The following is a 15,665-nucleotide window of genomic DNA, read 5'->3' on the forward strand; positions in this document are numbered from 1 at the left end:
AATAGTGAGTTAACTCCTCACAAAAACTTGGTGTTCATGGCAGACTTAACTGGCACTTGGCTCGGAACTTACTGGCAAGGGGGAGTACCCACCCGGTTTGAAGCAACTCTGGTTCAAAGCAAGAATACAATCACTGGCAATAGTTTGGACGACGGCTACTTAGGAGAAGCCCAGCTAAGTGGTGAGGTAATCGGACGGCGCATCCAATTTACTAAGCGCTACATCTCCAGCTCATCGACTCCCATCCAGTACATTGGTACCCTGGCTGAGTCAGAAGATTTCATCAATGGGCAGTGGATAATCGATAAATATAACACTGGTCCTTGGGAAGCTCGTCGTAGTGGCAATGACCTACTTGCAGACCTAAATACTCGTCTGAGTGAGCGGATGCCTGTGGCAGTGCCATAACCCAGAATAGAGGAGTTACTATATCCTGGATAGTAGAGGTATGGTGGAAGGTCTCAGAGAAGGAAAATGTGATGCTATCAGGTTGGCGAGTTGGCTCTCTATTCGGAATCCCACTGTTTTTAGACCCATCGTGGTTTTTCATCTTGCTATTGGTAACGATGATTAATGCACGAGAGTTCGACTCTAGCCTAGGGTCGATTTTGGCTTGGGTAGCTGGATTGGCGATGGCACTGTTGTTATTTAGTTCTGTACTTTTACATGAATTAGGTCACAGTCTAGCTGCCCTCTCCCAAGGCATCAAAGTTAATTCGATTACCCTATTTATATTCGGCGGGATTGCGTCGATTGACCGAGAATCGAAGACTCCAGCAGAAGCCTTTCAAGTAGCGATCGCAGGACCATTAGTAAGTTTCATCCTCTTTGGTCTGTTTTATGTGCTAACTCTGACATTACCCACCTCGGCTTGGGCATATACCATCGCCAATGAGATAGCTAGAATCAACCTAGTCTTGGCATTATTTAACCTAATTCCTGGTCTACCTTTAGATGGTGGACAAGTGTTGAAAGCAGCAGTCTGGAAACTAACTGGGGATCTGTTTACAGGTGTCCGTTGGGCTGCCAGAACGGGTAAGGGGTTTGGGCTTGTAGCCCTATCCTTGGGATTAGGAATGACTCTGCTGACGGGTACTTTGTCATTCATTTGGCCAACTCTGATTGGCTGGTTTATTTTTCGCAATGCCAGTGCCTATGACCAGCTAACCACCTTACAAGAAGTCTTACTTAAGCTTATGGCATCTAATGCCATGACCCGTGACTTTCGGGTGGTGGAAGCCAACCAGACCTTACGTTCTTTTGCTGATGAGTATATCTTAACCGATAGGCAAAACCCAATGCCCTACTACGCTGCAGCTAATGGACGCTATCGTGGGCTAGTGAAAATTGAGGATTTACATTTTGTCGAGCGTAGTCGTTGGGACACTGAGACGTTGGAAACTATACTGCGCCCTTTATCAGAAATTCCCAAAGTGGAGGAGAAAACACCTTTGGTGGAGGTGATTAGCAGCTTAGAGGAGCTTAATATTAAGCGTCTGAGCGTACTTTCTCCTGCAGGAACTGTGGCAGGTGTCATTGACCGGGGTGATATAGTTAGAGCTGTTGCTAGAAAGCTAAATTTGGCTATCCCACCGGCTGCTATTGAGCGCATCAAAGCTGAGGGGGTTTATCCTCCTGGGTTTCAGCTGGTAGAAATTGCTAAAACCCTTAATTCTCTAACAAACACTTGAAGAGATCACACGAGAACTGCTTGTAATCGTTGCAATGTACGAGTATTCTCCTCAGGAGAGCCCACGGTGATCCGCAATCCTCCTCCAGTATGACGTATTAGGGTGCCTTGATCTTTCATGGCCTGAGTTACCTGATTGAGGTCTTTGCTAGTAGACTCGTTGCCCGATTGTGCTAGACGCACGTAGATGAAGTTAGAAGCACTTGGCCAAACCTGTAAGGCTGAATGTTCTGATAGGGCTTTTAGTAACTTATCTCGCTCAGCGATAATCTCGGGAATTGATGCCAGCAGAGTTTGTCTATGATTGAGAGCGAGTATGGCAGCAGCTTGGGAAAAGCTGGGTAAGTTGTAGGGTAAGCGAATTTTTTCGAGAGCAGCAATTAGTTCTGGATGAGCGATGCTATAACCAACACGGTGAGTAGCTAAACGAAATGCTTTGGAAAATGTCCTCAATATTACCCAGTTAGGATGGTCGGCTAATTCTTGGACTACTGATGCTTGGCTGAATTCAAAGTAGGCTTCATCAATAACTACTAGAATCTTATCTGGTAGACCACGCAACCACTCTAATTCCTGGAGAGTCAAGGGGTTGGCGGTGGGAGAGTTAGGATGAACCACAAATACTACTCGTATTGGTGGTCGTTGGGTCGAGGTTTCTGTTACGGTCTGTTCAATGGCTGCTTGGGCATCGTCGATCTTCATTTCAAAGTTTTCTTGCCGACGCCCGACACTCACTACTGGTATTCCTAAGGTCTGTGCGAGTATAGAATACATGGAGAAGGTGGGATTAGCGATTAGGATCGAGCCTTCTCCTCCTAAGCAGGTGGCAATTAAGATAGAACGAATTAGTTCATCGGAACCGTTGCCTACGGAAATCTGGTTTGCTGTTACTACCTTTTCTAGGGCAGCAGATTCGTTAACGTATTCTGCGATCGCATTTTTGAGTTTCCCATGTCCACCATCGGGATATCGATTAGCTTCAATCAGCTGTTGATAGCTCCAAGCCAATTTTTCCTTTAACTCTCCTGGTAAGTCAAAGGGGCATTCATTGGTATCGAGGTGATCTAGGGGAACCGTTGATTCTGGTGTTTTCCCTTCCTCGCCCCCAGGATGAGGTGTGTAGGCGGTTAATTTGGATAGATCTGACCGGATGAATTCTAGCATTATCAGTTATCTTTTGTCGGTTTGCCTTTATACCTTTTACCTTATTTTTTGTCAAGAGGTGGATAGTGTATTGCCAGAAATGCTTTAGCCTCAGCCTGATCCCGAATCACCCTGTCTAGGGTGGCGTCTAAGAGTGCATCCAGAATTTCCCGATAGTGTGCTCCTGGCTTATAGCCTAACTTTCTGAGATCATTGCCATCCAGTGGCGGTTTGACATGCCTCCAAGTGGTGAGATACTGCCAAATGTTACGTCGGATCGCTCTAGGACTATACACCCCAATCAATACTAAGGTAGGTAATTTATACTGGCGCAACATGTGGACGATTTGACTGTTGAGCTGGCATGTTGGTAGAGATTCTAGGAAATCGGCTTGCCATCCCTCAAGTTTTTGAAGACGCTCAACACTGTCTACGGGCAACTGTAAATTCTTGGCTACCTTAACCCGTTCGTCTGGTGCTAGATCAGCAATTAATACTTCCAAACGCATCTGCCAGTGCCTTAAGGTTTGCTCGGGGTCAAATCTCTGTAGCCAGCGCCCAAGCAAACGCACTCGCCACCATAATGGTTTATCTAGGGTCAGGGTAGGATGAAGACACCGCAACGCTCCCAATGAGGACAATAACTGCAATGCTGGTTGCCAGTAGGGGGCTTGCAACATATAGTTAAGTTCTGCTTTGAGTCGGGTTTGGAGTGCTGGTACTTTGGCGTTTTCGGCTAGGGTGCGCTGATATACCCCACTTTCAATGGCATAGTGGATATACTCCTTGGTTTGGGGTTCAATTTCAAATCCCAATCGCACCGCAAACCTTACCGCTCGATAGATTCGGGTTGGGTCTTCAATGAAGCTATTGGCGTGTAGGACTCGAATTTTATGCGATCGCAAATCTAACATACCCCCAAAGAAGTCCAACAGGGGCAATTGAGATTGGGGATTAACCTTTGTTAGCCTTGCTGCCATGGCGTTGATGGTAAAATCTCGGCGGTAAAGGTCTTGACGAATGGAACTAGCTTCGACTTCAGGATTAGCGGCGGGATAAGGATAGAACTCGGTACGAGCAGTAGCAATATCTACACAAAGGGAGCCCAATGTTGGGTCATTATGCCATAGCAAGGCTGCGGTTTGAAAAGACCCATGTACTTCCAAGCGCACGTTACGGTAAATGTTCCGGAGTTCCTTGGCCAGGGTTACTCCTGCGATCGCATCCGCTGAGCGGTGAAAGCCATCGACGACCAAGTCTATATCATTTAGGAGTAGTGGCTTGTTCCCATCCGCTAGTAACAAGTCTCTGACAGCTCCCCCAACTAGGTACAGATGCCAACCCCGCTCCTGAGCTTTCTCGGCAGCTATGGTCAAAAGTTCCCACAAGCTCGAAGCCAACAGAGGTTTTATGTTAGCCGGTTTCAGGTTGGCCGGTTTCAGGGTTGACCCGTCAACCTTCAACGGCTTTTCATTCAACTCTTCCTGAAACAGTTGCCGCAATACATCAGTGCGGGTCACAATCCCCATTAGTTGCCCATCCTCTAGAACGGGTAAACGCCCAATATCGTAAGTAACCATCAAGGACTGAATGTCTGCCATCGAGGTTTCCGGAGTAATGGTCTTAACATCCTTCGTCATGTAGCCCTTGACTGGGGCATGACCAAAACCGTGGTGCAAGGCTAAATCGAGGTCTCGTCGGGAGATAATTCCCACCAGCTGGTCTTGTTGGTCTACTACTGAAAGCCCCGAATGACCATAGCGCAACAAAATTCTCTGGGCTTCGTTAATCTTGGTATTGGGGCGAATGGTGCGTACGGGGGAGGACATTAAATCCCGAGCCGTCAGAGGTTGGGGAATTTGGTCTTTTAGTTGGTTTACCAGCTGCTCTAGGATTTTCTGGGCATCACAGTCTCGTAAGGTAACCGCAGCGGCTTGGGAATGTCCACCTCCTCCTAGGGGTTGCAACAACTGGTTCAAATCCGTCCCCTCAATTCTGGTCCGCCCAATTATAGTGAGCTTAGTTTGGGGTAAAGGTCCTTCGCGTAGCGTGGCCTTTTGGCCAAGGTTAGAAGGTTGTTCGCGTAGCGTGGCCTTTTGGCCAAAGTTAGTCTGAGTTTGAGTTTCAAGGTTATTTTGGCTATATGGTTGTATTTTTGAATTTTGCCGGTTATAATAATTTTCAGAACCTTCAACCGTTAAACCGCTAACCGGAAACGGTGAATAACCTTCAACCTGAAACCTTACAATTGGTAAATCTGCCGGTTGTGGGGTTTCTACTTTTGACTTTCGTTTATACTCAGCCCCCAAAAGCAGGGCATCGCTTTCAGTTACTTCTAGTAAGCGTGATGCCAAACTCGATAAGCCAGGCACATGCCCAGGAGTGTTTAGGAATACCCAAGAAATGGTGTAACCCAAGTGGGTTTGTCGCTGCAAAAGGTCTAGAGATTGCCTAAATAATTTTTCCAATTGAGGAGATAGCCCTGGATCAACATACTGAGCTATCTGACGCATATTCGCTCCTTGCTCCATTAACCAGGTCAAAGCAGCCCCATCTCTTGGTGTTGTCTGGTCAAAGGTCAGGGAACCTGTATCGAGATGGATTCCCAATGCCATCACCGTGGCTTCAGCAGTAGTTAACTCGATTTGGGATTGCTGTAGTTGCTCCACAATTAACGTGGTGGTTGCTCCCACAGGTTCAATCTGTGTATAGGTAGCCGGGATATCAGTTTGGGGTACGGGATGATGGTCGTAAATTTCAATGGCGTTTAACTGTGGTAAGTCTAACCACTCAGCTGCTTTCCCTAAGCGATCGCGTTTTTGAGTATCTACGATAATTACGGAATTAATCTGAGCCAATTGTACAGAGCGGCGCTCGATCAGGGCATACTCATCCCGATGCAGTGCCAAAAAATCTCTTACAGCCGGATCAGTCCCCCCAGTTAGTACAGCTTTTGCTCCTGGCTTGAGGCGAGTCAGTCCTACAGCTGCTCCTAGGGCATCAAAGTCAGCGGTGGTATGACACAAAATCAGATCCATAGTCATTAGGGTACCCTATCTCGCCCATTACAGCTAAACATCAATTTCATTTCCCCATCTCCCCATCTCCCCATCTCCCCATCTCCCCATCCCCCCCTATTTACCTATTTACTTTATTAAGGCTATTCATCTATTAATAGTTTAAACTTTTTTAACCCTTTATTCCCTCTCCTCACACTCCCCGCACCCCCGCCCCAAACTCATCACCTGCATCGGAAAGTTCAAAGGGGATTGATTGCAACAAATTTTGGCAGAAAGGGTAAAACCATCTGGTAAAATCTATAGTGCTTAGCTAGGCATTAGCCTGTTTTAAACAAGTTTTAGGGATGCAGCGCCGCCTTGGGGGTTCCACCGATGAGCGACTGCATCAAAATACAGAAGTTTAGCGTCAAGGTATCAGCACAGAAAATGACTATTATATTCCAACTATTACTCACTGCCCTAGTCCTATTGTCATTTGTCTTGGTAGTCGGTGTACCAGTAGCTTATGCCACACCTCAGAACTGGGAGCAATCAAAACGCTTGCTTTGGCTTGGTTCAGGGGTTTGGGTGCTTTTAGTGCTTTTAGTCGGTGCCCTCAACTTTTTGGTGGTTTAGGTTATAATTTCCGTCAGCTAGACCCAAATTATTACTTTAACCAACCTTTACAGCGATAGTCATGGCAGTTTTCGAGGGAAATTTAACATCATCTACCTCCCTGAGGTTTGCGATTATCATTGGTCGCTTTAATGACCTAGTGACAGGTAAACTCTTAGACGGGTGTAAAGATTGCTTAAAACGCCATGGCATTGATCCTAATCCCCAAGGTACTCAAGTTGACTATATTTGGGTACCGGGTAGCTTTGAAATTTCATTGATGGCTCGCCAAGCTGCTCTTAGCGGTCGTTATGATGCAGTGATTTGCTTGGGATCAGTGATTCGGGGTCAAACTCCCCATTTTGATTATGTCGCTGCTGAAGTAGCCAAGGGCATTGCTGCCACAGGTTTTCAAACCGGGGTACCTGTTATTTTTGGTATTCTAACTGTAGATACCATGCAGCAAGCTCTAGAACGGGCGGGAATCAAGAGCAATAAAGGTTGGGATTATGCCATGAATGCCATAGAAATGGCTAACCTGATGCGAAGTTTTCGAGGTCAAAATTCAATATTAGGCTATGAAGAGTCTGAGCAGGGAACTTTGGGGCAACAAACTCTACCATTCTCGGCAAATTGGACAATTGCTTCAGAATCTGACCCTGATTCCTAACATATGAGTTAATTTTGGGACATTTTCCTAATTTTATTGAATCTGAAAGCTCAGTAGAAGGGGTTGACAAATTTTGGCTTATCTGACATACTATAAAGAGATAAGTTGAGGTGCGGGTATAGCTCAGTGGTAGAGCGTCACCTTGCCAAGGTGAATGTCGCGCGTTCGAATCGCGTTACCCGCTTACGAATAGTAAATAAACCTGTAAAGCCTGGAGAGAGACCTCCTTGCTTAGCCTGTCTTCAGCTCAGTTATCCCACTTGAGGCAAACCGTGGCAATGTGCATCAATAACCTTAAAGAATAAGATTATATAATAGATGGGGACACGCTTAGCTTTGTAGTGTCCTAATATTTAAATCATGCAGCACTACCAATTCCAGGTTTTTTGATAAACCTAACCACATGTCTTTTGGTTTTTAATAACGCTTGTGCAATCTCAAAAGGGTCAAAAGATTGACTTAAACTCCGAGTATCCCTGCCCTTGTCGGCGTCGGGGTCATTTAGTGCCAATTACACTGACAGAAGCCCTTGGCTGCAATCGCTGTCAGCAAATTTTTGTGGTAGACGAAAGTGGTTATGTGATGGAGCAACTATCCACCCACTACCCCTATAAAAAAGCTTGGCGTTGGACAGGACATCGTTGGTATACAATCCATGGTAGTCTTGGTGAAAGCTACTTACCTGTAGCCTTGGGTATTGTCTTAGTTCTGCTGATTGTCTGGTTGCCTTTGGCACTTCACTCCCAAAAAGGGCCAGGGATCATAGTCTGGGCATTACTGGCAGTACTCCTAGCAGTACTTCCGGCTATGATGGTTTGGCTAGCTTACCGGCGTTAACTAACAATGAACACAGACTCTGGGAGCAAGGCCTCGAAGTTACATGATTTAATGGCCAGTGTCCACCATGCTTCTTGGGCATTGGCAAACACCAAGGGAGAAGAGCGCTCTCGTGGCATCGAGGCCATGGCTCAAGGAATGCGAAACTCCTTTGATGATATTTTGGAAGCTAACACCCTAGATCTGGAAACCAGTAGGGACATGGCAGTGCCAGATCTAATTTTGGACTGGCTGAAGCTAACACCAGAAAGGCTACAGATGGCGATCGCAATCCTGGAAAGGATTGGAAAGTCATCTGATCCAATCCGGCGGGTGATGAACGCCTCTTACCAAACTGACCAATCTCAGACCTACTGTCAGCTAATGCCGTTGGGAGTGATTGCTCTAATTTATGAGGCATTTCCTGAACTAGGTGCAATTGCCGCAGGCTTTTGTGTCAAAACTGGTAACTCCCTGATTCTCAAAGGCAGTAGCGAAGCCAGTCAGTCTAACCAGGTGATTGCTCAAGCGTTGCAAAATGCTTTGGATGAGGTCGGTTTGCCAACGGGATGTTTGGAACTATTGCCCTCTGGACAGGGAGCTTCGATTCGGGATTTGGTCACTCAAAATCCATATCTGAATTTGGTAATTCCCCACGGACGACCAACCCTGCTCAAGCAGGTGATCCAGCAATCAACTGCACCGGTTTTGCAATCGGCCATGGGTAACTGCTACCTTTACTGGTCTGCTAATGGTAACCTCGATCTGGTTAGGTATATAGTTTTAGATAGCCACACCAGTCAGCCGGATCCGGTCAATGCTATTGAGAAGATTCTGATTAATCAGAATCAAAAAACCTCTGCCTTAGTTACCCTGTTGAATAACCTGAAGGAAAACGGTTTTGAACTCAGAGGTGATGCCAATCTAGTGGCTAAGTTTCCTGAACAATTGACTTTGGCAGCAGAATCCGAGTGGGGTCAAGCCTATTTGACCAAAACTATTGCGTTGAAAGTGGTAGATTCTATAGAGTCAGGCATTGCTTGGATTAATCAATATAGTAGCGGTCATGCTGACTGCCTGGTGACAGATTCTTATCAGGAAAGCCGTCAGTTTGCCTTAGGTGTAGATAGTGCATCGGTTTACATTAATTCCTCACCAAGATTTTCACGGAATCCGCAACCAGGAGACTCCGTGTTTCTAGGTATGTCTAACCAAAAAGGACATCATCGCGGCATGATTAGCCTGGAGACTCTCACTACCCTTAAACACGTAGTTCAGGGTAATGGACAGTTTTAGGCGTTGGTCATTTGATCATTGGCTGCTCTCAATTGGGAGGGGATCAATCGATCCATCCAGTATTCTAAATAGGCTCGATTTTCGTCAAGTTCACCAGGATCCGTGGTATCCATGGGATGAGGTGCTAGCCCCAAAATCGCAGCTGTAGTGACACAAAACATAGATTTCTGGAAAGTTTGGCAAATTCTGACCCGCAAGTCAATTTCACCCCGATGCGATCGCATATAAAAATCGCTGAGATACTTGGGTAGATAATGCCTCATATCCTGCATCAGCAATGTCGGTGGAATTCCAGCACCACCAATCGGCAATGGGTCAGCATACAATGCGCCATAGGTAAATCGGGTTTGATCTGGGGAAATCTGGTAGGCTTGGGCATTCAGAGATACTGTGCCCAGAAAGGGTGTTCCCCGGAAGAAAATTGCCTCTACATAGGGTACTCCTGTATCAGACAAGAAAGTCAAACCAACCGATTCGGGAATAATCTCATACCTTTGAGCGCCAATCTGAGGGGCATAGGTAATCGGTTTGTTTGCTGCTGCGACTAACCCTGCTTTAATATGGTCTACCACTTGGGGAATCGACTTAATTTCCCCTTCGTCATAGCCCTGAGATAGGGACATGAATATATCACTCATCACCCGCCAGAATTGCCCTAATCCACTGGTATAGGCAAGCATTCGCACTTGTTCGGGCAGGAATTCAGGAAATAGCTTGTTCATTCCCAGCATCAAGGGATTGCTCTTAAACTTTGCCTGAATTGCTTCGGCACATCGCTGCTTAAATTCATCGGTATCGAGATGACTATCTAAGCCCCCACCACCGTGCCATAACATCGAGCGCATACAGTATTCGGCGTACTCAAAGTTAATTCGGTCGTGCCACCAATGACGCAAAAGCTTTGAAAATGAAATATCCCCATTAAAGTATTTAAAGAAGGGGAAAAATACTAAAAATTGATGATCTGCAGTGTAGATAAGATTGCGGGAGTAAGCATCTAAAACAATGCCGTAGCTGTGAAGTATACCCACTACTTCCATCAGGTTTTCTGGGGAATCCGATAGCAGGGCACTACCAGTTTGTAGTCGCTTTATATACTCCTCTAGGGGATGCTTTGGTTTGGGTTTTTGGCTAACTACCATAATAATTAGATTGAAGGTTTTTTAGGGGTTGAATGTTGTTTCGGGTTGAAGGTTGAAGGTTTTTTAGGGGTTGAAGTTTTTAAAGGGGTTGAAGGGTGAAGGTTTTTTAGGGGTTGAAGGTTTTTTAGGGGTTGAAGGTTGAAGGTTTTTTAGGGGTTGAAGGTTTTTTGGTTGAACGCGATGGACGCGCGTCCCGCTTTGCTGCGAAGTGATGCAGCGCCGCCAAAGGGTGTTTCCACGGGGCAAACAGCGGTGCGGACGCAGGTTCCGCACACAGACCCATGCGCCATGAGCGACTGCATCAAGACAGCGCGTGGCCTTTTGGCCAAGGTTCAACAGTCAAAGGGCTAACTTTCAACCAGCTAACTTTCAACCAGCTAACCTTCAACCTGTTAACCTTCAACCTGTTAACCTTCAACCTGTTAACCTTCAACCTGTTAACCTTCAACTATTGGTTGATACATTCACAGCTACATTCGGTGGTGTCGTTACCAAAGTTGCTGTGATCGGTTCACTTAAATTAAGTAACCATCCTGGCTGTAGTCCCAGAACCACAATCAATAGGGCTAAAACCAGCCCTGGTAATTGTTCTGTGAACTTAACGGTCGGTAAATCAGTTAAATGGGTAGCCAGGCGACCAAAGAAGGCTCCACCAATTAGTTGTAAAAAGTAAACAACCGTTAAACCGGTGCTGAGCATGCATAGGATAGTTGGGATTGGTAATACCTGGAGACTACCCCAGTAGACCAGAAACTCAGAGATAAATCCCACCATGCCAGGGATACCAGCACTAGCCATTACACCAAGCACCATCAAACTACCAACTACTGGCAGACCTCGTTCCGGATTTAATAAACCATTGAGGATAGTGATATCCCGTGAGCCAGTTTTTTTATAAATGATACCGACTAATAAAAACAGTAGCGCTGATATTAAACCGTGACTGATCATATGCAAAACTGAGGATACCAACGCTAGCTTAGTGGCAGCAGCAGCAGCTAACAGAATGTATGCCATGTGAGCGACAGAACTATATGCCACCATTTTTTTCATGTCTTTCTGGACAATGGCATTGAACGCTCCGTAGAGGGAACTCACTGCTGCCCAAATTCCCAACCAAGGTGCCAGAATTGTCCAAGGTTCCGGAAACAAACCTAAGCCAAACCGCAACAAACCATAGGTACCTAATTTCAGTAGTACACCAGCTAATAGAATTGAAACTGGGGTTGATGCTTCCACGTGGGCATCTGGCAACCAGGTATGGAATGGCACAAAGGGAATTTTAATCCCGAAGCCAATTAGAACCGCTCCTAAGAGAATTAATTGCTGAGCAACGGGTAGTAATGATGCTAGCTCCCTGGTCTCGGCGTAGCTAAAGCTAGAGGAACCACTCAAAAACACTAAGCCCAGGAATGACGCTAGAACCAAGGCTCCGGAAAGGGCTGTGTAGAGGAGAAACTTGGTTGCAGCATAGCCTCTGCGCTTACCCCCCCAAATCGCAATCAACAAATATAGGGGAATCAGTTCCAGCTCATAGAAGATAAAAAACAGCAGTAAATCCTGAGCTAGGAAGGCACCGGCAACAGCGCCATTTAGCAAGAGCATCAGAGCATAATACAACCTAGGGCGAATGAGATTGGAATCTGTGCAGTAAAGAGCAATTGCGGTTAGCAGACCATTTAGGATCAGTAAGGGCAACGATAGACCATCTACCCCTAAACTATAGGTCAAACCAATCACCTGAATCCAAGGAAGATTTTCCTGAAATTGTAGATTCACGTCACCGGGGTTAAACATGGTCATCAATATTACTGACCAGAGGAAAATACCACCAGTAACCACCAAGGCAACTTGACGAGCTGCTTTAGCAGTGACATTCCCGGGCCAAAACCCCACTATCGCGGCACTCAGTATTGGTACCAAAATCAAGGCACTCAGCATAAATCGACCAGTCTCCTCATCATTGTTTTACTAACTGTTCTTATGGGGTTGTTTATTTGCAGGTTGTTTGGTTGAAGGTTGTTTGGTTGAAGGTTGAAGGTTGAAGGTTGAAGGTTGTTTGGTTGAAGGTTGTTTGGTTGAAGGTTGAAGGTTGAAGGTTGAAGGTTGTTTGGTTGAAGGTTGTTTGGTTGAAGGTTGAAGGTTGAAGGTTGTTTGGGGTTGAAGGTTCAACAGTCAAAGGGCTAACCTTGGCCTATTGGCCACGCGTGCGCGTTCAACCTGCTAACTTTCAACCTGCTAACCTTCAACGGGCTAACCTTGGCCTATTGGCCACGCGTGCGCGTTCAACCTGCTAACTTTCAACCTGCTAACTTTCAACGGGCTAACCTTCAACCTGCTAACCTTCAACCTGCTAACCTTGGCCTATTGGCCACGCGTGCGCGTTCAACTAATCACCTATCAATGAAGACCACTGCTCCAAAGACCACTGACTCAAAGACCACTGATTCAAGGGCCAAGTGATGAAGATTGCTAATAAGCTGATTCCTAAAAGGATAGTCAGTACATAAAACTGTGATTTACCGGAAACGCTGTATTTTAGGCCTTGACCACTAAATACTGTTCCTAGACCAACCAGATTGACTAACCCATCAACGATATATCTATCGATCCAAGCTGTAATGTTGGAAAATAAGAGAACAGCAAACACGATGGTGTAACGATACAGTTCGTCGAGGTAAAAGTCATAGGCGAATAGGTCTTGGAACAATTTCAACGGCATCCGAATTGACCGCGACCAGGTTCTGGGTAGGTAAATTAAAGCCCCTGCCGTGCAACCTACGACACCAGAGATTATCAAGCTTACCTCCGCTAGGAGATTGAGATCGTTCCATTCCGATAGCAATTCCATCGGACGTATTAGCACTGGTACCAGCAATGTCAGTATGGTTAACGCTACCATTGGTAAAGCCATAGCCCAAGGTACTTCTGGTGCTCGACGGGTCTTCGCTTGGGGTTTCCCTAGGAAAACTAGCCGAAACACTCGGACTAAACCTAAGGCAGTAACTGCGTTAACGAAGAGAAAGGGTATGACCAGAAGAGGGGCGTCAAACCAAAAGGCGTTAATCCCTTCACTCATTGCCCAAAAGCCACCCAGGGGTAAAAGTCCAATCAGACCAACCATACCCACGGCAAAGGCAGTGCTAGTAGCGGGCATTTTTGACCCTAAGCCCCCCAATTCAGCTAAATTTTGGTTATTGGTGTTGAAGATTATCCCCCCGATGCTCATAAACATCAGGGCTTTAGCAAAGGCATGGGCAACCAGTAAAATCACACCAATATCAGCGCGCTGCATTCCAACCGCGATAAATACTAAACCAATGTAAGCGCTGGTGGAATGGGAAAGCGATCGCTTAATATCGATTTGTGCGATCGCTACCAGTGAGGTTCCTAGTGCTGTGATAGTACCAATAACTACTAACACTGATAAGGTCAACGGTGAGATCATGGTCACGATCGGCACCAGTTTAATCAGCACATAAGTACCACAAGTCACCACCAAAGAATTCCGCAGTACTGAAGCAGGATTAGGTCCCTCCATCGCCTCATCCAACCATAAATTCAAGGGGAATTGGGCACATTTACCAATTGGACCAGCAATCAAAGCCAATCCCAGTAAGTTACCCACCAGTGGCGGTAGATTAGCTGAATAAGCCCAGGTATACAAGTCTGAAAAGGTTAAGCTTCCCGCAAAGGTCGCTAAGGTCACCACCCCAACTAGCAGCAAGATATCTCCTACACGCTTAGTTAAAAAAGCATCTCGGGCAGCTTTGAGTGCTAAAGGCTGAGCATACCAAAAACCCACAATTAACAAAGTACAGACCGTGAGCATTTCCAACAGAGCGTAAGTCAGGAATAAGGAATTACTCAAGACAATTCCAATCAATGCCCCTTCAAAAAATCCCATCAGGGCAAAGAAGCGAGCTAATCCCCAATCTTTCTCCATATATCCAAGAGCATAGAGTTGAGCCAATAGACTTAGGCTGGTGATAAACTCCATTGCTGCAGTACTCACTGGTGAGACTTCCAGAACAAAGGATATGTCAATATCAGCAACCATTAGCCAGTGAAACTGTATCTCTTGGACTGCTTCCTGTAATGAAGCCTGGAAGATCAGCCAGCCATGAATGCAGGCGAAAAGTGTCATCAACAGGTTAAAGTAAGCCGCTGGTCTTGGTCCTGTACGACGCACTATTCCTGTTGCCCAGGGGATCGTTAAAAATGCCCCAATCCAACTGTAAATAGGAACTACCCAAATAGTCTGAGTAAGCAACTCAGTCATCACGCCTTGACCTCATCATTTCATCGAATCAATTAAATAAAAATCGGTACTAATTAGCCCAAACGGATTTTTAAAGTGACGATTTTCCTTGGTTTACAGCTAATAATATGGTGATTTGTCCTAAATCATTAGTATTTTTACAACTTTATCAGTTAAGGGTTATCTTGGGCATAATCCCGGCATATTTTTACCGAATATTTTTTTTACTTTTATCATAAACCGTGGTTATTGACATCATGACAAGTAACCTTTATAGAACCGATCAAGCTAACGGATTAAAGGTCAAATCAGGCTTGACAACAAATCAAGCTAATGGATTAAAGGTCAAATCAGGCTTGACAACCCATCTATCCACCGATTTATGCTTATTCAGGTTAGAGCGACCCAGCTCCCCGTGTCGTAACCCAGGAACTCGGTGACCGCACTCAGATTCTGGCTTGAGTGAGGATTACTTATCTAAAAGTTATAAAAAAATTATAAAACAAAAGCAACCATTCTCCAAAACGGTGAATTTTCGTTAACTAATCTAGCTGACCCCCTCGGAGTGTTAAGTTTCGTTAAGGTCTCTCATTAAGAAGTATTATCATATTTTATATTGTCAAATACGCCAAGGTTCTCTATGCTTAGTTTTGGTTGTCGTTTAAACAAAGATGTTGAGGGCATTCCCCGTCTACTATCTTTGTTTCAGCCGGGGTGTTAGCGTAGCGTGGCCTATTGGCCAGGGAAACAATCACTTTTGGTTAGGCAAACCCACACCCCCCTCCACCCTTTAATCCCCCCCAAACTAACCATGAGGTGGATTAAGGCAGGAGCAAGGGAAGCACAGAAGCACGACCAATACACTTAGCTACCTGAGTTAGCTACCTGCAATGGGCTTGGTCGGCTCACGTTCTGACGGTGTATCGAAAAGGCCGATTTACCCGGCAACATTGCAGTTATCTGCAATGCCATAGAAACCCTAACTACACTGCCCTAACTACACTGCAAGGTTAGTTAGGGAGCGTTCATCACT

13 protein-coding genes and 1 tRNA gene are annotated in these 15,665 nt (G+C 45.7%); 7 read left to right on the plus strand and 7 right to left on the minus strand.

Annotated features, from left to right (window positions below; translation table 11 throughout):
- Nucleotides 1-36: 36 nt before the first annotated feature.
- Together F6J99_RS06375 and F6J99_RS06380 are read left to right on the plus strand one after the other, a co-directional pair.
- The gene (locus F6J99_RS06375) at nt 37-408 is read left to right on the plus strand and encodes a hypothetical protein (protein ID WP_293112200.1); all 372 of its coding nucleotides are present in this window, start codon (nt 37-39) and stop codon (nt 406-408) included.
- Between the two features lie 71 nt (nt 409-479).
- Entirely contained in the window at nt 480-1,691 is a 1,212-nt protein-coding gene (locus F6J99_RS06380) for a site-2 protease family protein (protein WP_293112201.1), read from the plus strand.
- Nucleotides 1,692-1,696: 5 nt separating this feature from the next.
- On the opposite strand, the gene F6J99_RS06385 is transcribed toward F6J99_RS06380, so the two are convergent.
- Both F6J99_RS06385 and F6J99_RS06390 read right to left on the minus strand, forming a co-directional pair.
- Nucleotides 1,697-2,854, minus strand: coding sequence for a histidinol-phosphate transaminase (locus F6J99_RS06385; protein WP_293112202.1), 1,158 nt, complete (start codon nt 2,852-2,854; stop codon nt 1,697-1,699).
- Between the two features lie 41 nt (nt 2,855-2,895).
- Nucleotides 2,896-5,871, minus strand: a complete 2,976-nt coding sequence (locus F6J99_RS06390; RefSeq protein ID WP_293112330.1) for a CBS domain-containing protein — start codon at nt 5,869-5,871, stop codon at nt 2,896-2,898.
- A 408-nt stretch (nt 5,872-6,279) separates the two neighbouring features.
- On the opposite strand from F6J99_RS06390, the gene psbZ reads away from it, so the two are divergent.
- The 5 genes from psbZ (at nt 6,280) to F6J99_RS06415 (ending at nt 9,229) form a co-directional block, all read left to right on the plus strand.
- Nucleotides 6,280-6,468 (plus strand): photosystem II reaction center protein PsbZ, encoded by a 189-nt coding sequence (psbZ, locus tag F6J99_RS06395; RefSeq protein ID WP_070394766.1) that lies wholly within the window; start codon nt 6,280-6,282, stop codon nt 6,466-6,468.
- Between the two features lie 61 nt (nt 6,469-6,529).
- Nucleotides 6,530-7,117: a 6,7-dimethyl-8-ribityllumazine synthase gene (gene ribH / locus F6J99_RS06400; protein WP_293112203.1), complete on the plus strand. Its 588-nt coding sequence runs from the start codon at nt 6,530-6,532 to the stop codon at nt 7,115-7,117.
- A 112-nt stretch (nt 7,118-7,229) separates the two neighbouring features.
- Nucleotides 7,230-7,301: transfer RNA gene (locus F6J99_RS06405), tRNA-Gly, on the plus strand.
- Between the two features lie 245 nt (nt 7,302-7,546).
- Entirely contained in the window at nt 7,547-7,954 is a 408-nt protein-coding gene (locus F6J99_RS06410; RefSeq protein ID WP_070394764.1) for a hypothetical protein, read from the plus strand.
- Nucleotides 7,955-7,960: 6 nt separating this feature from the next.
- The gene (locus tag F6J99_RS06415; protein WP_293112204.1) at nt 7,961-9,229 is read left to right on the plus strand and encodes a glutamate-5-semialdehyde dehydrogenase; all 1,269 of its coding nucleotides are present in this window, start codon (nt 7,961-7,963) and stop codon (nt 9,227-9,229) included.
- Here F6J99_RS06415 and F6J99_RS06420 read toward each other — a convergent pair.
- From F6J99_RS06420 to F6J99_RS06440, 5 genes are all read right to left on the minus strand, one after another.
- A complete protein-coding gene (locus F6J99_RS06420; RefSeq protein WP_293112205.1) occupies nt 9,226-10,371 on the minus strand; it encodes a CO2 hydration protein in 1,146 nt (381 codons plus the stop codon). The genes F6J99_RS06415 and F6J99_RS06420 overlap by 4 nt on opposite strands.
- A gap of 63 nt (nt 10,372-10,434) precedes the next feature.
- A complete protein-coding gene (locus F6J99_RS06425) occupies nt 10,435-10,707 on the minus strand; it encodes a hypothetical protein (RefSeq protein WP_293112206.1) in 273 nt (90 codons plus the stop codon).
- Between the two features lie 108 nt (nt 10,708-10,815).
- Nucleotides 10,816-12,312: an NADH-quinone oxidoreductase subunit M gene (locus F6J99_RS06430; protein ID WP_293112207.1), complete on the minus strand. Its 1,497-nt coding sequence runs from the start codon at nt 12,310-12,312 to the stop codon at nt 10,816-10,818.
- 30 nt (nt 12,313-12,342) lie between these two features.
- Entirely contained in the window at nt 12,343-12,543 is a 201-nt protein-coding gene (locus F6J99_RS06435) for a hypothetical protein (RefSeq protein WP_293112208.1), read from the minus strand.
- Between the two features lie 217 nt (nt 12,544-12,760).
- On the minus strand, nt 12,761-14,653 hold the full coding sequence (locus tag F6J99_RS06440) for an NAD(P)H-quinone oxidoreductase subunit F (protein WP_293112209.1): 1,893 nt from the start codon (nt 14,651-14,653) through the stop codon (nt 12,761-12,763).
- Nucleotides 14,654-15,665 lie beyond the last annotated feature (1,012 nt).

The organism is Moorena sp. SIO4G3 (genome assembly GCF_010692305.1).
GTDB classification, from domain to species: domain Bacteria; phylum Cyanobacteriota; class Cyanobacteriia; order Cyanobacteriales; family Coleofasciculaceae; genus Moorena; species Moorena producens_A.